19 protein-coding genes and 1 tRNA gene are annotated in these 19177 nt (G+C 71.9%); 11 read left to right on the top strand and 9 right to left on the bottom strand.

All coding sequences use genetic code 11. From position 1 onward, the window contains the following. The first annotated feature begins 88 nt into the window (after positions 1–88). From acs to NK718_RS09420, 4 genes are all read left to right on the top strand, one after another. Positions 89–2032 (top strand): acetate--CoA ligase, encoded by a 1944-nt coding sequence (gene acs / locus NK718_RS09435; protein WP_254740945.1) that lies wholly within the window; start codon positions 89–91, stop codon positions 2030–2032. 153 nt (positions 2033–2185) lie between these two features. Beyond that, entirely contained in the window at positions 2186–2725 is a 540-nt protein-coding gene (locus NK718_RS09430) for a hypothetical protein (protein WP_254740943.1), read from the top strand. Positions 2726–2846: 121 nt separating this feature from the next. Further along, a complete protein-coding gene (locus NK718_RS09425; RefSeq protein WP_254740941.1) occupies positions 2847–3797 on the top strand; it encodes a PDC sensor domain-containing protein in 951 nt (316 codons plus the stop codon). Between the two features lie 62 nt (positions 3798–3859). Next, positions 3860–4945 (top strand): PLP-dependent cysteine synthase family protein, encoded by a 1086-nt coding sequence (locus NK718_RS09420; protein WP_305883668.1) that lies wholly within the window; start codon positions 3860–3862, stop codon positions 4943–4945. Here NK718_RS09420 and NK718_RS09415 read toward each other — a convergent pair. Beyond that, positions 4942–5412: a YbaK/EbsC family protein gene (locus tag NK718_RS09415; RefSeq protein WP_254740939.1), complete on the bottom strand. Its 471-nt coding sequence runs from the start codon at positions 5410–5412 to the stop codon at positions 4942–4944. The two genes, NK718_RS09420 and NK718_RS09415, sit on opposite strands and share 4 nt — an antisense overlap. A 165-nt stretch (positions 5413–5577) precedes the next feature. Next, positions 5578–5652 (bottom strand) — tRNA-Gly (locus NK718_RS09410). A 186-nt stretch (positions 5653–5838) separates the two neighbouring features. Between NK718_RS09410 and NK718_RS09405 the strand changes: the two genes are divergently transcribed. The 4 genes from NK718_RS09405 (at position 5839) to NK718_RS09390 (ending at position 8335) form a co-directional block, all read left to right on the top strand. Further along, positions 5839–6393 carry a prolyl-tRNA synthetase associated domain-containing protein gene (locus NK718_RS09405; protein WP_254740937.1) on the top strand — a complete coding sequence of 185 codons (555 nt, stop codon included), beginning with the start codon at positions 5839–5841 and terminating at the stop codon, positions 6391–6393. A gap of 96 nt (positions 6394–6489) precedes the next feature. Continuing rightward, positions 6490–7395: a thioredoxin gene (gene trxA, locus NK718_RS09400; protein WP_254740935.1), complete on the top strand. Its 906-nt coding sequence runs from the start codon at positions 6490–6492 to the stop codon at positions 7393–7395. 34 nt (positions 7396–7429) lie between these two features. Further along, positions 7430–8104, top strand: coding sequence for an LON peptidase substrate-binding domain-containing protein (locus tag NK718_RS09395; protein ID WP_254740933.1), 675 nt, complete (start codon positions 7430–7432; stop codon positions 8102–8104). A gap of 9 nt (positions 8105–8113) precedes the next feature. Continuing rightward, positions 8114–8335 carry a Trm112 family protein gene (locus tag NK718_RS09390; protein WP_254740931.1) on the top strand — a complete coding sequence of 74 codons (222 nt, stop codon included), beginning with the start codon at positions 8114–8116 and terminating at the stop codon, positions 8333–8335. Positions 8336–8344: 9 nt separating this feature from the next. Here NK718_RS09390 and NK718_RS09385 read toward each other — a convergent pair whose 3' ends face one another. The 4 genes from NK718_RS09385 to leuS all read right to left on the bottom strand — a co-directional run bounded on the left by NK718_RS09385 (position 8345) and on the right by leuS (position 13814). After that, complete coding sequence (locus NK718_RS09385) at positions 8345–9574, bottom strand: ubiquinone biosynthesis hydroxylase (RefSeq protein ID WP_254740929.1); 1230 nt, start codon at positions 9572–9574, stop codon at positions 8345–8347. A gap of 70 nt (positions 9575–9644) precedes the next feature. Further along, entirely contained in the window at positions 9645–10664 is a 1020-nt protein-coding gene (gene holA / locus NK718_RS09380) for a DNA polymerase III subunit delta (RefSeq protein WP_254740927.1), read from the bottom strand. Positions 10665–10669: 5 nt separating this feature from the next. Continuing rightward, the gene (gene lptE / locus NK718_RS09375) at positions 10670–11194 is read right to left on the bottom strand and encodes an LPS assembly lipoprotein LptE (RefSeq protein ID WP_254740925.1); all 525 of its coding nucleotides are present in this window, start codon (positions 11192–11194) and stop codon (positions 10670–10672) included. Further along, positions 11181–13814, bottom strand: a complete 2634-nt coding sequence (gene leuS, locus NK718_RS09370) for a leucine--tRNA ligase (protein WP_254740923.1) — start codon at positions 13812–13814, stop codon at positions 11181–11183. The genes lptE and leuS overlap by 14 nt, the downstream gene beginning before the upstream one ends. Positions 13815–13951: 137 nt before the next feature. On the opposite strand from leuS, the gene NK718_RS09365 reads away from it, so the two are divergent. After that, on the top strand, positions 13952–14656 hold the full coding sequence (locus NK718_RS09365; RefSeq protein WP_254740921.1) for a YggS family pyridoxal phosphate-dependent enzyme: 705 nt from the start codon (positions 13952–13954) through the stop codon (positions 14654–14656). 40 nt (positions 14657–14696) lie between these two features. Here NK718_RS09365 and NK718_RS09360 read toward each other — a convergent pair whose 3' ends face one another. Both NK718_RS09360 and NK718_RS09355 read right to left on the bottom strand, forming a co-directional pair. Then, positions 14697–15371, bottom strand: coding sequence for an HAD family hydrolase (locus tag NK718_RS09360; RefSeq protein ID WP_254740919.1), 675 nt, complete (start codon positions 15369–15371; stop codon positions 14697–14699). A gap of 20 nt (positions 15372–15391) precedes the next feature. Further along, a complete protein-coding gene (locus NK718_RS09355; RefSeq protein ID WP_371877257.1) occupies positions 15392–15934 on the bottom strand; it encodes a L,D-transpeptidase family protein in 543 nt (180 codons plus the stop codon). Between the two features lie 119 nt (positions 15935–16053). Here NK718_RS09355 and NK718_RS09350 point away from each other — a divergent pair, with 119 nt between their 5' ends. Together NK718_RS09350 and NK718_RS09345 are read left to right on the top strand one after the other, a co-directional pair. After that, on the top strand, positions 16054–16740 hold the full coding sequence (locus tag NK718_RS09350; RefSeq protein ID WP_254740915.1) for a response regulator transcription factor: 687 nt from the start codon (positions 16054–16056) through the stop codon (positions 16738–16740). Between the two features lie 4 nt (positions 16741–16744). Continuing rightward, the gene (locus NK718_RS09345) at positions 16745–17197 is read left to right on the top strand and encodes a cyclic nucleotide-binding domain-containing protein (protein WP_254740913.1); all 453 of its coding nucleotides are present in this window, start codon (positions 16745–16747) and stop codon (positions 17195–17197) included. 3 nt (positions 17198–17200) lie between these two features. On the opposite strand, the gene NK718_RS09340 is transcribed toward NK718_RS09345, so the two are convergent. Then, complete coding sequence (locus tag NK718_RS09340; RefSeq protein ID WP_254740911.1) at positions 17201–19132, bottom strand: methyl-accepting chemotaxis protein; 1932 nt, start codon at positions 19130–19132, stop codon at positions 17201–17203. Between the last annotated feature and the right edge of the window lie 45 nt (positions 19133–19177).

The following is a 19177-nucleotide window of genomic DNA, read 5'->3' as shown; positions in this document are numbered from 1 at the left end:
CGTCGCCACGCGTCATGCGTGCGCGGGCCGACCCGGTGTTGTCCGCGGAGGCCCGGCAAGGGCGGCTTCGCCCAGGGGAGAAAACGCCATGTCCGAAAAGATCTATCCTGTCCCCGCCGAGTGGGCGAAGCGCGCCTGGGTGGACGACGCCAAGTACAAGTCCATGTACGCGGCCTCGGTGGCGGATCCGGCTGGCTTCTGGGCCGAACACGGCAAGCGGATCGACTGGATCAAGCCCTTCACCAAGGTCAAGGACGTCAGCTACGCGCCCGGCGCGGTGTCGATCAAGTGGTTCGAGGACGGCGTCACCAACGTGGCGCTGAACTGCGTCGACCGCCATCTCGCCCGCCGCGCCGACCAGGTGGCGATCATCTGGGAAGGCGACGACCCGAACGAATCCAAGAGCGTCACCTACCGTGAGTTGCACGCCGAGGTCTGCCGCTTCGCCAACGTCCTCAAGGCGCACGGCGTCAAGAAGGGCGACCGCGTCACCATCTACCTGCCGATGATCCTGGAGGCGGCCTACGCCATGCTGGCCTGCGCCCGCATCGGCGCCATCCACTCCATCGTGTTCGGCGGCTTCTCGCCCGACTCGCTGGCGAGCCGCATCGAGGACGCGTCCTCGGCCGTGGTGATCACCGCCGATGAGGGCCTGCGCGGCGGCCGCAAGGTTCCGCTCAAGGCGAATGTCGACGCCGCCGCCGACAAGGTGGATTGCCTCAAGACCGTCATCGTGGTCCGCCGCACCGGCGGCGCCGTGACCATGCAGGCCGGCCGCGACGTCTACTACGACGAGGCGGTGAAGTCCGTGCCCGCGGACTGCCCGGTTGAGCCGATGAACGCGGAAGACCCGCTGTTCCTGCTCTACACCTCCGGCTCCACCGGCAAGCCGAAGGGCGTGGTCCACACCACCGGCGGCTATCTCGTCTACGCCGCGATGACCCATCAGTACGTCTTCGACTACCACGACGGTGACATCTACTGGTGCACCGCCGACGTGGGCTGGGTGACGGGCCACAGCTACATCGTCTACGGCCCGCTCGCCAACGGCGCGACCACGCTGATGTTCGAGGGCATCCCGACCTATCCGTCGATCTCCCGCTTCTGGGACGTCGTGGACAAGCACAAGGTCAACATCTTCTACACCGCCCCGACGGCGATCCGCTCGCTGATGGGCGCCGGCGAGGACCCGGTGAAGAAGACCTCGCGCGCCTCCCTGCGCCTGCTGGGCTCGGTCGGCGAGCCGATCAACCCCGAGGCGTGGGAGTGGTACTACCGCGTCGTCGGCGACAATCGCTGCCCCATCGTCGACACGTGGTGGCAGACCGAGACCGGCGGCATCCTGATCACGCCGCTTCCCGGCGCGACGGCGCTGAAGCCCGGCTCGGCGACGCGGCCCTTCTTCGGCATCCGCCCCGAGGTGGTCGACGCCGACGGCAAGGTCCTGGAAGGCGCCTGCGAGGGCAATCTCGTCATCGCCGATTCGTGGCCCGGCCAGATGCGCACCGTGTACGGCGACCACCAGCGCTTCATGGAGACCTATTTCTCCACCTACCCGAACAAGTACTTCACCGGCGACGGCTGCCGCCGCGACGCGGACGGGTTCTACTGGATCACCGGGCGCGTCGACGACGTCATCAACGTGTCCGGCCACCGCATGGGCACGGCCGAGGTCGAGAGCGCGCTGGTGGCCCACCCCAAGGTGTCCGAGGCGGCGGTGGTCGGCTACCCGCACGACATCAAGGGCCAGGGCATCTACGCCTACGTGACGCTGATGACCGGCATCGAGCCCAGCGAGGAGCTGCGCAAGGAGCTGGTGACGTGGGTGCGCAAGGAGATCGGCCCGATCGCCTCGCCCGACCTCATCCAGTTCGCGCCCGGCCTGCCGAAGACGCGCTCCGGCAAGATCATGCGCCGCATCCTGCGCAAGATCGCCGAGGACGAGTTCGGCAATCTCGGCGACACGTCGACCCTCGCCGATCCGGGCGTCGTCAACGACCTGATCGACCACCGCCAGAACAAGCGCGCCTGAGCCCGCGCCCGCCCGCCGGGCCGGCGCGGCGGAATGAGGACCCGCGGCAGGGAAGCGCCAGGCGCTTCCCTGTTCGCGTTTTCGGGCCGCCCATTTGACGCTGCGGCCAAGCTGGTATTCTGTGCGCCGCCTTCAACTCCAGCGAGTGCCGCCATGCTCGACCCCGCCCAGTTCGTCTCGCAGCCCGCGCCCGGGCGCGACTGCGGAACCTGCACGCTGTGCTGCAAGGTCTACGACGTGCCCTCGCTGGAGAAGCCGGCGGGCGTGTGGTGCGGCCATTGCCAGCCCGGCCGGGGCTGCGGCATCCACGCCACGCGTCCGCAGCACTGCCGCTCCTTCCACTGCCTGTGGATGACGGAGAGCTTCCTCGGCCCCGAGTGGAAGCCCGAGCGCTGCAAGTTCGTGATGAGCGTCGACCCCGCGAGCCGCAACCTGCTGATCCAGCTCGACCCCGGCCACCCGGCCGCCTGGAAGGCGCAGCCTTATCTCGCGCAGATCCGGCGCTGGGCCATCGCCGCGCTCAACGAGCAGCGCCACGTGATCGTGTTCCTGAACAAGTCGGCGACGGTGATCCTGCCGGACCGCGAGATCAGGCTGGGCGAGATCCGCGAGGGCGACCGCATCGAGGTGCGCCGGACCGGGCCGCACCCCGGCGACATCGACGTCCGCAAGGTCTCTCCGGCCGCCAACTGACCCGCGCCGCCGCTGCATTCGTATTCGAACGAGCGATACCTTGGGCGTCGCGGGTGCTAGAAGCGTTCGCGACGAACCTGAGCCAGGGCGATTCGCAACGCCCATTCCCCCGAGGCCGGACGTGAGCGCGATCGCCTTTTCTCCCCCGACCGCCCGGGCCGCGCGCGCGACGCCCGTCCGAACGGTCCTGAAGACGATCGCGGTGCTGCTGGTGCTCGCCATCGTTACCGTGGTGGCCACCGCCTTTGTCCGCGCCGCGCACCGCCGCGCCGAGATGGAGCGGCTCATCGCCGACCGCGCCGCCTACGCCTCGCGCAATTTCGACGACTGGGTCCGCGCGCAGTTGCAGCTCCTGCAGGTGCTGGGAACGGCGACGCTGGGACAGGCCGACAACCCCGTGGCGCTGCGCCGCGCCGCCGCGGCGGCGCTCGGCGCGACGCGGGCCTGGGACAGCGTGTCCATCCTCGACGCGAACGGCCGCATCCTCGCCGAGGCCGCGCCGGTGCCGACCGCCGGCCCACGCCGCTCCCCCTGCCCGGACGAGCTGGCGCGCGCGCTGCGCGGCGACGTCGTGGTCTGCACCCCGCCCGGCTCGGAAGCCGCGCCGTGGGACGTCGCCATCGTGCTCACCGTGGCGGTCGCGGCCGACGCCGCCGCGCCGACGCTCGTGTCCGCCGTGGTGCCGTTCACCCGCGTGCAGGAGCAGCTCGCGAGCCAGGGCACGCCCGTCACCGACGCCATCGAATCCGTGGTGAGCGACTCCGGCGTGGTGCTGGCCCGCATCCCCGACCCGCTGCGCTGGATCGGCCGCCGCCCCACCAGCAGCTATCTCGACCGGCTCGGCGACCGCTCCGCCGGCGTGTTCCGCGCCTCCACGCTCGACGGGCGCGAAGTGGTGGTGGCGGCGCATCGCTCCGCCGTCACGGGCTGGACGCGCAACGTCGCCGTCGGCATCGAGGACGTCCCCGGCTGGAGCACCGAGCGCGGATGGGTGCTCGCCCGCCTCGCCTTCCTCATCGCCCCGCTCGTCGTCTGCCTGCTGGGCCTGCGCCGCCTGTCGGACGACGCCTGAGGTCGCGCTTCGCGCCGCCCCTGTCTATAAGGACCCGGAGACCGGGGCCGGAGGAGGGACGCATGGCGATGGACGAGGTGGCGCGACACTGGGTGGACGGCGCGATCCGCGCCATCGAGGCGGACTTCACCCGCTCCTCCGACACCCACCTCCTGAAGGTGGTCCTGCCGGGCGCGCCCGGCGTGTCGCTCTACCTCAAGGACGAGTCGACCCACCCGACCGGCAGCCTGAAGCACCGGCTGGCGCGCTCGCTCTTCCTCTACGGGCTGTGCAATGGCTGGATCGGGCCTGACACGCCCATTATCGAGGCGTCGAGCGGCTCGACCGCCGTGTCCGAGGCCTATTTCGCGCGGATGCTCGGGCTGCGCTTCATCGCCGTGATGCCGCGCTCGACCTCGGCCGAGAAGGTCGCCGCCATCGCCTTCCAGGGCGGCGAATGCCACTTCGTCGACAGCGCGACCGAGATGTACGAGGCCAGCGCCCGCCTCGCGGCGGAGCTGGGCGGCCACTACATGGACCAGTTCACCTACGCCGAGCGCGCCACGGACTGGCGCGGCAACAACAACATCGCCGAATCGATCTTCGGGCAGATGGCGGCCGAGCCGCACCCCATCCCAGCCTGGATCGTGGTGGGGGCGGGAACCGGCGGCACCTCGGCGACCATCGGCCGCTTCCTGCGCTATCGCCGCCTGCCGACGCGCCTGGCGCTCGCCGACCCCGAGGCCTCGGTGTTCCACCGCCACCTCGCCGACCGAAGCGTGCGCGCCAGCGACGCGCCGTCGTCGCTCATCGAGGGCATCGGCCGGCCGCGCTGCGAGCCCTCCTTCGTGCCCGAGCTGATCGACCGCGCCTTCGCCGTGCCGGACGCCGCGAGCCTGGCGGCGGCGCGGGTCCTGTCGCGGCGCACCGGCCGCTCCTGCGGCGGCTCGACCGGCACCAACATGTGGGCGGTAGCCCGCATCGTGGCCGGCATGGCGGCGCGCGGCGAGACCGGCTCCGTCGTCACCCTGCTTTGCGATTCGGGCGAGCGCTACCGCAGCACGCACCTCGACGAGGCTTGGCTGCGCCGGCAGGGGCTCGACCTGACCGCGCACGAGGATGCCATGGAGCGCTTTTTCGAGACCGGCGAGTTCGCGCCGCCGGCCTAGGCTTCCGGCGCCTGGCAGACGTCGACCCACTGCGCGCCGACCAGCGCCGCCATCCGCTCGGGCGCGATGCGCAGCGCCGAGTTGACCGAGCCCGCCGCCGGCAGCACCTCGTCGAACGCCTTGAGCGACACGTCGCAATAGATGTCGAGCGCGCTCGCCAGGCCGAACGGGCAGACGCCGCCCGGCGGATGGCCTGTGACGGCGGCCACCTCCTCCGCCCCCAGCATGCTGGCCTTGCCGCCGAACGCCGCCTTGATCTTGCGGTTGTCGAGCCGCGTGTCGCCGCGCGTCACCAGCAGCACGACGCGCGAGCCGACCCGCAGCGACAGCGTCTTGGCGATGCGGCCCGGCGCGACACCGTGCCCCCGCGCCGCCTCGTCCACCGTGGCGGTGCTGCGCTCCAGCTCGACGATACTGATGTCGGGCGCCTTTTCGGCGAGGAAGGCGCGGACCGATTCGATTCCCATGCGACGCGACGTCCCGATCCGGTTGAGAGCGCGCGCAATGTGCCGCCCGCCATCGGGCCGGTCAATGCGGGCGCGGCGCGCGCGGGCCCTATCGCCAGCTCCTGAAACGCGAAAAGGCCGGGCGAGAGGCCCGGCCTTTTTCACCATCCCCCGCGAGGAGGAAATTGGAGCGGGCGAAGGGATTCGAACCCTCGACCCCAACCTTGGCAAGGTTGTGCTCTACCCCTGAGCTACACCCGCATCCGTGGGGCAGGACGCTGTCGCGTCCGGCGGGGCGGTATATGCCCCATCTCGGCGCGGGACGCAACAGGCCCCGGCGCTTTTTTCCGCGCTTTCGGCGGGCCCAGGCGCGCCGCGATTGCCCGCCGGCAGGCCCGTGGCGTAGAAGGTCCGGGCCGCCTTCGCGGCCACGCCCCTGGACCCGCCATGCACGCCACACCCCAGCCCACGGCCCCCGCGACCCCGGACGACCTGTTCGCGCGCCTCGACAGCCTCGGCCTCGCGCACGAGACGCAGCATCACCCCGCCGTCTTCACGGTCGAGGAATCCAAGCGCCTGCGCGGCGTGCTCCCGGGCGCGCACGTCAAGAACCTGTTCGTCAAGGACAAGAAGAGCCGGCTGTTCCTCATCTCCGCCGTCGAGGACACGCGCATCGACCTGAAACGGGTGCACGAGCTGATCGGCGGCTCCGGCCGCGTCTCGTTCGGCTCGGCCGAGCTGCTGCGCGAGGCGCTGGGCGTCGAGCCGGGATCGGTGACGCCGTTCGCCGCCATCAACGACACGGCGGGCCGGGTCACGGTGGTCCTCGACGCGCGGCTGATGGATCACGATCGCATCAACGTCCACCCGCTCGTCAACACGATGACCACGGGCGTCAGCCGCGAGGGCCTGCTCGCCTTCCTGCGCTCGACCGGCCACGAGCCCGTCGTGGTCGCGTTCCCCGCGCCGGCGGCCGAGGCCGAGAGCGCGATTGCAGAATGAGCCCGCCCGCCCCATCTTTGCGGGCGAACGGGCCGGCGACGCCGGCGACCTCACGATTTTGACCAACCAGCCGGCCAGGCCTGGGAGAACACGAGAATGTCCCTTGATTCCTTCGCGGCGGGCGGCGCCGGAGACAGCCTGATTTCCGAGACGACGACGCAGGGCTTCCGCCAGGACGTGATGGCCGAGTCGATGCGCCGGCCGGTGCTGGTGGACTTCTGGGCCCCCTGGTGCGGCCCGTGCAAGCAGCTCACGCCCGTGCTGGAAAAGGTCGTCACCGCCGCGCGCGGCGCGGTGAAGCTGGTGAAGATGAACATCGACGAGCACCCGCAGATCGCGGGCCAGCTCGGCATCCAGTCGATCCCGGCGGTCATCGCCTTCAAGGGCGGCCAGCCGGTCGACGGTTTCATGGGGGCGCTCCCGGAGGCGCAGGTCAAGGCCTTCATCGACAAGGTGGCGGGCCCGGCCGGCCCCGGCCCCGTCGAGGAGATCCTCGAGGAGGCCGAGGCGATCGCCGCGACGGGCGACGTCACCGGCGCGGCGGCGCTCTACGCCGAGGCGCTGGAGCACGAGCCCGGCAATCTGCGCGCCATCGCCGCGCTGGCCAAGCTGCACCTCGACCTCGGCGACCTGGAGGCCGCCAAGCGGTTCCTGGCCATGGCCCCGGCCGACAAGGCCGGCGACCCCGCCATCGCAGCCGTGCGCGCCGCCATCGATCTCGCCGAACAGGCCGCCGCGCTCGGCGACCACGCCGAGCTGGAGGCGAAGCTCGCGGCCAACCCGGCCGACCATCAGGCGCGCTTCGACCTCGCTTTGGCGCTCGCCGCCGGCGGCGACCGGGAGGCCGCGACCGACCATCTGGTCGAGATCATCAAGCGCGACCGCGCCTGGAACGACGACGGCGCGCGCCGGCAGCTGCTGCAGTTCTTCGAGGCCTGGGGGCCGATGGACGAGATGACGGTGGCGGGGCGGCGCAAGCTCTCCGCCGTGCTGTTCCGCTGAGTCCGTCGGCGCGCATCGGTCGGGGAGGGCCGTCATGAGCATGAACACGCCCTACCGGGGACCCTCCGACTGCCCGGCCGTGCTGCCGCTGTTTCCGCTGCCGGGCGCGCTGCTGCTGCCGCGCGGCGAAATGCCCCTCAACATCTTCGAACCGCGCTACGTGGCGATGATCGACGAGGCGCTGCGTGGCGCGCGCGTCTTCGGCATGATCCAGCCGGAACTCGGCCACGACCCGCAGGAGGGGCTGGTCGTCGCGCCGCCTTTGCAGGCCATCGGCTGCGCCGGCCGCATCACCCAGTTCGCCGAGACCGGCGACGGCCGCTACCTCGTGACGCTGACCGGCATCGCGCGCTTCCGGGTGGTCCACGAACTCGAAACGGCGACGCCGTTCCGCCAGGCCAGGGTCGATTTCTCCCCCTACGCGCGCGATTTCGAGCCGCGCGCCGGCGAGCAGGAGGTCGACCGCGACGGCGTCATCCGCACGCTCAAGCTGTTCGTCGAGGCCAACGAGCTGAAGGTCGACTGGAAGGGCATCCGCGACGCCTCGAACGAGGCGCTGGTCAACGCGCTGGCGATGATGAGTCCGTTCGAGCCGCGCGAGAAGCAGGCGCTGCTGGAGGCGCCCGACCTCAAGACGCGCGCCGAGATCCTGATCGCGATCACCGAAATGGAGCTCGCCCGCGGCGGCTCCGACTCCCCGCTGCAATAAGGCGACGCCATGTCCGACCCCACCGACCGGCCCGATTCCGCCCCCGCTTCGGGCGGCACGCGGATCGACCCCAAGCTGCTCGAAATCCTGGTCTGCCCGCTGACCCGCGCCACGCTGGAATACGATGCGGCGCGCCAGGAGCTGATCAGCCGCAAGGCGAAGCTCGCTTACCCGATCCGCGACGGCATCCCGATCATGCTGCCGGAGGAAGCCCGGCGGCTCGACGACTGAGCCGCCGCGCTACAGCGATTCGCCGCGCAGCAGGCGCGGAGCGGCCCCGGCCAGGCCCGCCGCCTCGCGGATGAAGAAGCGCTTGAGCCCCGGCAGGCGGTCGACGACGCCGAGGCCGAGGTCGCGCAGCATGCGCAGCGGCGTCGCGTCGTTCGAAAACAGCCGGTTGAGCCCGTCCATCAGCGCGCCGTTCAGCACCGTGTCGAAGCGGCGCGCGCGCTGGTAGGCTTCCAGCACGTCGGCCGCGCCCACGTCGAGGCCGAGGCTCGCCGCCTCGACGATCTCCTCCGCCAAAGCCGCGACGTCGCGGAAGCCGAGATTGAGCCCCTGCCCGGCGATGGGATGCACGATGTGGGCGGCGTCCCCCACCAGCGCCAGCCGGGGACCGACGAAGGCCCGCGCGATGGCGAAGGAGAGCGGATAGGCCACGGGGCGCGTCTCCAGCGTCAGCTTGCCGAGCCGCAGCCCGAAGCGGCGCTCGATCTCCGCCAGAAGGTCGTCGTCGTCCAGCGCCAGCAGCGCCGGGACGTTGTCCGTGCGCTCGGTCCAGACGATGGAGGAGCGGCGTCCCTTGAGCGGCAGGATGGCGAAGGGGCCGGAGGGCAGGAACTGTTCGTCCGCCCGTCCGCCATGGTCGCGCTCGTGGCCGATGGTGGCCACGATGCCGGACTGCTTGTAGGCCCAGCGCACCAGCCCGATGCCGGCCTCCTCGCGCAGCGGCGAGCGCGCCCCGTCGCAGGCGACGACCAGCGTCGCCGCGACCCGCGCGCCCGAGCCGAGCCGCGCGACGCGCGCGAAGTCTTCCATCTCCGTCCCCGTCACGCCCTCCGCCCGCAGGTCGACGCCGGCCTTGCGCGCCGCAGCCGTCAGCGCCTCCAGCAGCGTCGCGTGCTCGATCATGTGCGCGAAGGGCTCGCCGGGCTCGACCTCGCCGCCGAAGGTGAGGAAGACCGGGCGGACCGGGTCGTTCACCCGGCTGTCGCTGATCGCCATCTCGACGATGGGCTGCGCGCCGGGTTCGATGGCGTCCCACACGCCGAGCGTCTGCATCATGCGGCGCGGGCCGGCGGCGATGGCGAAGGCGCGGTCGTCGCGCCGCGCGGGCCGGGCGAGGGCGGGGTCGCACAGCACGACGCGCAGCCGGCCCGACAAGGCGGTCTTGAGCGCGACGGCGAGGGCGAGGCCGGCGACGCCGCCCCCCGCGATCAGAACGTCGGCGCGGTCGGCCCGATCAGTCATGACGAAACTCCCGAAATCCCGCCCATCCGTAGTCCCGCCGCGCGCGGCCCGCAATGCGCCGAAAGGGGCGTCAACCGCGCGCCACCCGCATCGCGATGGTGAGGAAGACGCGCGAGGCGATGGCTTCGCCAAGGCCGCCGTTGCGGCGCGCCGCCGCCATGCCCTCGCGGAGGCTGGCGATGGCGCTCTCCAGGGCGCCGGAGGGCCAGCGCGTCACCTGCCGCTGGAACGCCGCCTTGCGCTTGAAGAACAGCCGCGCCGCCCCCAGCACGGACTCCATCGACGCCCCGCCCTCGACGGCGACGCGGGCTTTGTGGAGGGAGATCGCGTGCCGCAGCGCCGCCAGCAGCGTCATGGAGGCGTCCTCGCCCTCGCGGAAAAGCCGCGCCAGTCCGCGGTCCATCGTCTCGAGGTCGCCGAGGAAGACGGCGTCGACCACGGTGTCGAGCGCCAACGCCGAGGCGTCCGCCATCACGGCCTCGATGTCGGCCGGCGTCACCTTGTCCTGGCCGTGGGCGTAGGTGGCGAGCTTTTCCAGCTCGCGCCGCGACAGCAGCCTGTCGGCCCCCAGCAGGCCGACCAGCTCGTCGCGCGCCTCGCGGGTCGCCGTCAGCCCGAACTCCCGGAACGCGCCGTCGATCAGCGCCGGCAGGTCGCGCGCCTCGTCGGCATAGCAGGGCAGCGCCATGCCGGCGCGCGACGCCTCGACGGCGGCGCGCAGGGGGTTCTTGTTGGCGAGGTCGCCGGCCTCGATCACCACCAGCGTATCGCGCGGCGGCTCGGCGAGGAGCGGCTGCACCGCCGGCAGGAGGTTGCGGCCGCCGGCGCGCACCCACAGCGCGCGCCTGCCGCCGAAAAGGCCCACCGTGTTGGCCTCGTCGGCGAGGCGCAGCGGATCGGACGCCACGGCGTCGCCGTCCATGCGCACGAGCTGGAACGCGTCCTCCGGGTCGTCGACCGCGCCGCGCGCCAGCGCCCGCGCCCGCTCGTTCACCAGCCCCGTATTGGGGCCGTAGACGAGCACGACGACGCTCGCGGGGTCCGGCCGCCTCAGCCAGGCGTCGACTTCGTGGGCCTTCCGCGAGGCCATCGGGCTCAGCCCTTGGTGGCGAAGTGCGCGGCGATGCGCGTCCGGATCTGGTCGGCCGCCTGCTGGGCGATGCGGATCTCCGCGTCGCGCGCGGCGCGCACGTCGGCGAAGCGCTGGGAGCTGCGGTCGTAGCTGGCCGAGGCGTAGGCGCGGCCGGTCAGCACGGTCTCGTCCGTGCCGATGGCCTTGAGCGTGAAGGCGACGTTGGCCGTCACGGTGGCGCTCTCGGCGCGGCCGGTCTGGCTGGAGATGATCGCCGTGCTGACGGTCTCCTTGACCTCCATAGCGAGCCGGTAACGCGGCTTCGCCGGCGCGCCCGAGCCGTCCAGGTTGAAGCGCAGCTCCTCGACGAGGTAGTGGCCGATGCGGTCCTTCACCTCGTCGACGATGATGCCGGAGAGCTTCTCCTGCACCGTCCCGCCCGAGGGCGCTTCCGCGTAGAGCGGGCGCAGGCAGCCCGACAGCGCCAGCGGCAGCACGAGCGCGAGGGCGACGCCGCGCGCGGCGCGGAAGAGTTCAGGCGACCACATTGACGATCCTCTGCGGCACGACCACCACCTTGCGCACCGGCCGGCCTTCCAGCGCCCGCTGCACCACGTCGAGCGCCAGCGCGGCGGCCTCCACCTCGGCCGGCTTCGCCTCGCGCGGCACGGTGACGTCGGCGCGCTTCTTGCCGTTGATCTGCACCGGCAGAGTGATCGTGTCCTCGACCACGAGCTTGCGGTCTGCCAGCGGCCAGGGCGCGAGGCCGACGAGGTCGTCGTGGCCGAGCGCGGCCCAGCACTCCTCCGCCAGATGCGGCATCATCGGCGACAGCGCCTGGACGAGCACGTCGCCGGCCTCGCGGAAGGCCCAGGCGAGGTCGGCCGGGCGCTCCGGCGTGTCGATGGCGCCGATGGCGGCGCTGAGCGCGTTGGCCAGCTCGTAGATCGCCGCGACGCAGCGGTTGAAGCGCAGGCGCTCGACGTCCTCCTCGAAGCGGATCAGCGTGCGGTGCGCCGCCTTGCGGACCGCCAGCGCGGCGTCGCCGAAGGCGTTGGGCATCGGCGTGCCGACCGGCGCGGCGAGGCCGGCGATCTCGCCGGTGAGCCGCCACACGCGCTGCACGAAGCGCGACGCGCCCTGCACGCCCTCCTCGGTCCAGATGACGTCGCGCTCGGGCGGCGAGTCGGACAGCATGAACCAGCGCGCCGTGTCGGCCCCGAACGTACCGATGATGTCGTCCGGGTCGACCGTGTTGCGCTTGGACTTCGACATCTTCTCGATGGCGCCGATCTCCACCGGCGCGCCGGTGGCGAGGAGGCTGGCCTTGCGGCCGCCCGCGCCGTCGGCCTCGATGCGGATCTCGGCCGGCGACACCCACGCGCCGTCGGCGGCGCGATAGGTCTCGTGCACCACCATGCCCTGCGTGAACAGGCCGGCGAACGGCTCGTCGACGCCGGCGTGGCCGGTCCTCTTCATCGCGCGGGTGAAGAAGCGCGAGTAGAGCAGGTGCAGGATCGCGTGCTCGATGCCGCCGATATACTGGTCGACCGGCAGCCAGCCGTCGACGGCAGCGCGGTCGGTCGGCTCCTCGGCGAGCCACGGGTCGGTGAAGCGCGCGAAGTACCACGAGGAATCGACGAAGGTGTCCATCGTGTCCGTCTCGCGCCGCGCCGGGCGGGCGCAGCGCGGGCAGGGCACGTGCTTCCACGTCGGATGGCGGTCGAGCGGGTTGCCGGGCGTGTCGAACGACACGTCGTCGGGCAGGCGCACCGGCAGGTCCGCCTTCGGCACCGGCACGACGCCGCACTCCTCGCAGTGGATGATCGGGATCGGGCAGCCCCAGTAACGCTGGCGCGAGATGCCCCAGTCGCGCAGGCGGAAATTGACCTTGCGCTCGCCCACCGGCTCGCCGTCGAGCCGCGCCGCCTCCAGCCGCCGCGCGACCTCCTCCTTGGCCTGCGCGATGGTCATGCCGTCGAGGAAGCGGGAGTTCACCAGCGTGCCGTCGCCGTCATAGGCGACGTCGGTCACCACGAAGCTCGCCGGGTCGACGTCCGGCGGGCAGACCACCACCTGGTTGCCAAGGCCGTAGGCGTTGACGAAGTCGAGGTCGCGCTGGTCGTGCGCCGGGCAGCCGAAGATCGCGCCGGTTCCGTACTCCATCAGCACGAAGTTGGCGACGTAGACGGGCAGCTTCCAGTCCGGGTCGAACGGGTGGGAGACGCGGACGCCGGTGTCGTAGCCCTTCTTCTCGGCCGTCTCGATCAGCTCCTGCGCCGTGCCGGTGCGCCGGCACTCGGCGGCGAAGGCGGCGAGCGCCGGGTCTTTGGCGGCGGCGGCGCGGGCCAGCGGATGGTCGGCGGCGACGGCCATGAACTTGGCCCCGAACAGCGTGTCCGGGCGCGTCGTGTAGATCTTCAGCTCGGTCTCGCCGGAGGGCGCGGTCGCGGGGTCGATGGCGAAGCGCACCAGCAGGCCCTCGGACCGGCCGATCCAGTTGCGCTGCATCACGCGCACCTTCTCGGGCCAGCGGTCGAGCGTTTCGAGCGCGTCGTTCAGCTCCTGCGCGTAGTCGGTGATCTTGAAGAACCACTGGGTCAGCTCGCGCTGCTCCACCAGCGCGCCCGAGCGCCAGCCGCGTCCGTCGATCACCTGCTCGTTGGCCAGCACGGTCTGGTCGACCGGGTCCCAGTTGACCTTGGCGGTCTTGCGGTCGACCAGCCCCGCCTCGAGGAAGTCGAGGAACATGCGCTGCTGGTGGCGGTAATAGCTCGGATCGCAGGTCGCAATCTCGCGGCTCCAGTCGAGCGACAGGCCCATCGACTTGAGCTGCGCCTTCATGGTGGCGATGTTGGCGTAGGTCCACGCCGCCGGATGCACCTTGTTGGCCATGGCGGCGTTCTCGGCAGGCATGCCGAACGCGTCCCAGCCCATCGGGTGCAGCACGTTGAAGCCCCGCGCCCGCTTGTAGCGGGCCACGACGTCGCCCATGGCGTAGTTGCGCACGTGGCCCATATGGATGCGCCCCGACGGATAGGGGAACATCTCCAGCACGTAATACTTGGGACGCGGATCGTCGTTGCGGGTGTGGAAGAGCTCCCGCTCCTCCCAGACGCGCTGCCACTTGGGTTCGGCCTCGCGGGCGTTGTAACGCTCGGACATCATGACGGGAATTTCACGCTCGGAAAAAGGTCCAACAGGCCATGCGCGCGCCCGCTTGCGCGGCGCGGTTCGTTCGGACTAGGACACGAAAGCCGCGCCGGGGTCAATCTCCGGCGGGCCCGGCTTTCGGGAGCGGACGCATGAGCGAGCGCGGGAACGAGCACGAGACGGACACGGAGCCCGGCGGCGCGGTCGCGCGCCTGCGCCAGGTGCGCGACGCCATCGCCCGCGCCGAGGCGGAGTATGGCCGCCCGGCGGGCTCCGTCACGCTGGTCGCGGTGTCGAAGACCTTCGGCGCGGAGGAGATCGCGCCCGTGCTGGAGGCCGGCCAGCTCGTGTTCGGCGAGAACCGCGTGCAGGAAGCCGCCGGCAAGTGGCCGGGCCTGAAGGCGCGGTTCCCCGGCGTCGAGCTGCACCTCATCGGCCCGCTGCAGTCCAACAAGGTGCGCGAGGCCGCCGCCCTGTTCGACGTCATCGAGACGCTCGACCGCGAAAGCCTCGCCGTGGCCCTCGCCACCGAGCGCGCCAAGCGCGGCCGGCTGCCGCGCCTGCTGGTGCAGGTCAACACCGGCGAGGAGCCGCAGAAGGCCGGCGTCGCGCCGGCCGAGGCCGACGCGTTCCTCGCCGCCTGCCGCGAGCGCTGGGAGCTGCGGGTCGAGGGCCTGATGTGCATCCCGCCGGCGGACGAGCCGCCCTCGCCCCATTTCGCCCTGCTGCGCGCCATCGCCGCGCGCAACGGACTGACGACGCTGTCGATGGGCATGAGCGCGGACTACGACGCCGCCATCCAGCTCGGCGCGACCCATGTGAGGGTCGGCAGCGCCATCTTCGGCCATCGGGGCTGACGCGGCTTCCTCGCGTGGGCCCGGGATCTCGGTTCGAACCCTAGCGCAGCCCCGTCAGCTCGCGCGCCATCGCCAGCAACGCCGGGTCGGTGAAGTCGCGCGCCACCATCGTCGCGCCGGCCTCGCGCAGGGCGGAGCCCGCCAGCGACGAGGTGATGCCGACCACCGGCAGCTCCGCGGCGGCGGCGGCGCGCACGCCGGAGCGCGAATCCTCGAAGGCGAGCGACCGGCCCGCCGCCGCGCCGAGCAGCGACAAGCCACGCAGATAGGGGTCGGGATGGGGCTTCGGCCGCTCCATCTCGTCGCCGATCACCAGCGCGCGGAAGCGGTCCGCGATGCCGAGCACGTCGAGCATCATCACCGCGTTGGCGCGCGGCGCGTTGGTCACCACCACCGTCCCCACGCCGCTCGCGTCGGCGCGGTCGAGCAGGTCGATGAGGCCCTCGGCCGGCTTCAGCCCGCCGGCGCGCGAGCGGAACAGCGCCTCCTTCTCGTCGGCGAGGCGGCGATGGTCGGCCGGCGTCAGGCGCGGCAGCAGGGTCATGAAGATGTCGGCGTTGGGATTGCCGATGATGTGCGTGTTGTAGACGTGCTCGTCCACCTCCACCCCGTAGGGCGCCAGGATGTCCTTGAAGGCGCCGAGATGGGTCGGGTCGGTCTCGACGAGCGTGCCGTCGAGGTCGAACAGCAGGCCGGGGGCGGAGGCGGCGGTCATCTCTGGTCCTCGGGAAGGTCTCAGCGCACGACGAAGCGCGTGCGCGGCGTCAGCATGGGCAAGAGGCGGCGCAGCGCCGCCGGGGCCAGCGCGATGCAGCCCTCCGTCGGCGCGAAGCCCGGCCGCGCCACGTGCATGAAGATGGCGCTGCCCCGGCCCTTGACCGCGGGGCCGCGGTTCCAGTCGAGCTCGACCACGAGATCGTAGAGCCCGTCCTCGCGCCACATCGTCTCGTGCGAGGCGCGGAAGGGCAGCCGGACCTTGCGGTTGTACAGCGGGTGGCGCGGATCGTCGCACCAGCCCTGCGTCGGCAGGATGGCGGAGGCGGGCAGGCCCGTCGCGGGCGGATGCAGCCTGTCGCGGCGCGCCATCAGCGCCACCGGGCGCAGCGTGGCGGCCGGCGTTGCGCCGTCGCCCTCGCGCTTGCGCCGCGCGACGCCGCCGCGTCCCAGCGCGCACGGAATGGCGAGCCCGCCGGCCACGAGCAGACCCTTGCTCGGGTCGCCGACCCGGCTGCGGACGAGCACGCGATCGAGGGTGCGGTGGGTCACGGGAGGGGCGATCCGGCGCGGTGGAAGGGGACGCCTGGCTTGCATGGCCACGCGGGGGTGGTCTACTTGGACCAAATCCGGCGTATATTCCAGTGCGGAACATCGTTCCGGGCGACGACGGGGCAGGCTTGATGGCGAACGTGCGTTCCATTCTGGTGGTCGAGGACGATCCCGATCTGGCGGGGGCGCTCGCCGAGCAGCTCGCGCTCCACGAGGAATTCGAGGCGCGGACCGTCGACACCGCCGCCAAGGCGCTGGCCGCGGTGCGCGACCGCCGCGTCGACCTGGCGCTGATGGATGTCGGCCTGCCCGACATGGACGGCCGCGAGGCCGTGAAGCTGATGCGCAAGGGCGGGTTCCGCTCGCCGATCATCATGCTGACGGGCCACGACACCGATTCCGACACCGTGCTGGGTCTGGAATCGGGCGCCAACGACTACGTCGCCAAGCCGTTCCGCTTCTCCGTGCTGCTGGCCCGCATCCGCGCGCATCTGCGCCAGCACGACGCCAGCGAGGACGCCGTCTTCTCCATCGGCCCCTACACGTTCCGCCCGAGCGCCAAGCTGCTGGTCGCGCCGAACGGCTCCAAGCTCAAGCTGACGGAGAAGGAGACGGCCATCCTGCGTTTCCTCTACAGGGCGGACCGCAAGGTGGTGACGCGCGACGTGCTGCTGACCGAGGTGTGGGGCTACAACGCCAACGTGACGACCCACACGCTGGAGACGCACATCTACCGCTTGCGGCAGAAGATCGAGAAAGACCCCTCCAACGCCCAGATCCTCGTGACCGAGGCCGGCGGCTACAAGCTCCTGCCCTGACGCCGTGACCCTCGCCCAGGATATCGCCACGCTCGAGTCGGTGCCGTTCTTCCGGCGGCTCGACCATGAGGCTCTGCGGCTGATCGCCTTCGCCGCCGAGTCGCGGCGGGTCCAGCCCGGCGACGTGCTGTTCCGGCGCGGCGAGCCCTCCGACGGGGCCTATGTGGTGATGAGCGGCGGCGTGACGCTGGAGGGCGATCCCGCCGGACCCGTCGAGGCCGGGCGCGCCACCCTGCTCGGCGAGCTGGCCCTGCTCACCGATACGGAGCGCCCCCTCACCGCCGTGGCCAGCGCCCCCGGCCACGTGCTCAAGATCACCCGGCCCGTGTTCCGCCGCGTGCTGGAGGAATATCCCGCCGCGGCGGAGGCGCTGCGCGAGATGATCGCGCGGCGCATGGACGAGACGGTCGCCCGCCTCGGGCAAATCGGCGACAGCCTCGACGCGATCGGCGGCTGACGCTCAGGCCGCCCGGGCCGAGCCGCGCGCCGGCTCCGACGCTCCGGCCCCCGAGCGGAACTCGAAGCGCCGCACCAGCGAATCCAGCCCCGCCGTTTGCCGGTCGGTGACGGCCAGCGCCGCGTTGGTCTCCTCGACGAGGGCGGCGTTCTGCTGCGTCATCTCGTCGATGCGCTCCACCTCGCCGCCGAGCCCGCCAATGTCGCGGGCCTGGCCGTCGGAGGCGGCCGAGAGCACGTCCATCAGGCGCGTCACCTCGTTCACCGACCCGGTGATGCGCTCGAACATCTCCGAGGTCTGGTCGACCAGCTGCACGCCGGACGCGACGTCGCGCTGGGCGGTGACGACGAGCTGCTTGACGTCGTTCGAGGCCGCTGCGGCGCGCTGGGCGAGGCCGCGCACCTCGGCGGCGACGACGGCGAAGCCACGCCCGCTCTCGCCCGCCCGGGCCGCCTCGACCGCGGCGTTGAGCGCGAGCAGGTTGGTCTGGAACGCGATCTCGTCGATGAGGTCGATGATGTCGGAGATGCGGCGCGACGAGCTGGCGATGCGCTCCATCGCGCCGGAGGCCGAGCGGACCACCTCCGCGCCTTCGCGGGCGTCCGTCTCGGCGGCGCGAGCGCGGGTCGCCGCGTCGATGGCGTTGCGGGCGCCGTCGCGGAAGGCGCTGGAGAAGCGGCCGAGCCGCGACGTCGTCTCGGTGACGACCGCCGCCTGATCGGCCGTGCGGTCGGCGAGGTCGGTGACGCCGGCGAGGATTTCGCCGGTGGCGGTGCGCACCGCCGTGGTCGCCTCGGCGATCCGTGCCAGCATGTCCTCGAACTCGCCGGCGAGATCGTTGACGTCCGTCTTCAGCCGGTCGAACGCGCCGGCGTACTCGCCCACCACGCGTGCCGAGAGCCTGCCGCGCGCCAGATCGCGCAGCACGGTCTGGACCTCTCCGATGCCGCGGTCGAAGCCGGCCAGCAGCTCGTCGATGCCGTCGGCGACGGCCTGAAGATCGCGGTCCGGCAGGGCGAGGTTGACGCGCTGCGACAGGTCGCCTTGCAAGGCGCCCTCGACCACGCGCGCGAAGCGCTCCTGCAGGCGGGTCATGCGCTCGGCTCGGGCCAGCGTCTCGCCGGCCTGAGCCTGGCGCGCCGCCTCCAACTCGCGCAGCTGCCGCTCGGTGACCTGCGCGGACTCCATGATCCTGGCGATGACGCCCAGCTCGTCCGCGCGGTCGAGGCCGGGGATCGCCACCTCCTCGCGCGCCAGCATGCGCTTCAGCGCGTCGGTCAGCTCCGCCAGCGGGCGGCGGATCGTGCGATGGACGACGAACGCGCCGATCAGCGCCATTGCAAGCGCGCCGGCGACCGAGCCCGCCAGGAACAGCCGCCGCAGCACGGCGGCGCTGCGCTCGCCCTCCGCCGACAGGGTGGCGGCCTCGGCGCGCGCCGTGTCGAGGAAGGCCAGGACTTCCTTGTTGAGCGCGCTGCGGTTGGCGCGGTTGGCCGCGTTGTTCCCGGCCGCGTCGGCGGCCATCGGCGACACCTCCGTGCCGAGCCGCGCCAGTTCCGTGCGGAACCGGCCGAACTCCGCCACGCGCTCGCGCAGAGCATGGGTCGTGGAGCTGTCGACCATGGCGTCGATGCCGATCGCCACCGCGTTGGCCTCGTCGAGGACGGCGAGCAGGTTCTTGGCGAACGGCCGCGCCGCATCCAGCGTGGGCGCGCCGTAGATGCCGCGGCTCTCCATCACCGCCTGGTAGATCAGACCGTTCAGACGCTCCGCCAACTGGGCTCGCTCCTGCGCGTCGCGGACCTCGCGGGCGTAGCGCGCCTGCACGTCGAGCGCGGCCCCTCCGGCGAGCGCCACCCCGACGGCGACGAGCCCCGCCAGCACGACAAGCAGAACCGCCCGGCTCCCGAGCGACGACGACAGCCATTTGCTCATGAAAACCTCCCTGAGGGCCGACCGGCGTCGCGCTGCGATCACTGG

It is taken from the genome of Alsobacter ponti, from assembly GCF_024294805.1.
Classification (GTDB): domain Bacteria; phylum Pseudomonadota; class Alphaproteobacteria; order Rhizobiales; family Beijerinckiaceae; genus Alsobacter; species Alsobacter ponti.
Note: the sequence above shows the minus strand (reverse complement) of the source record. Positions and strands in the feature narration are given on the sequence as shown.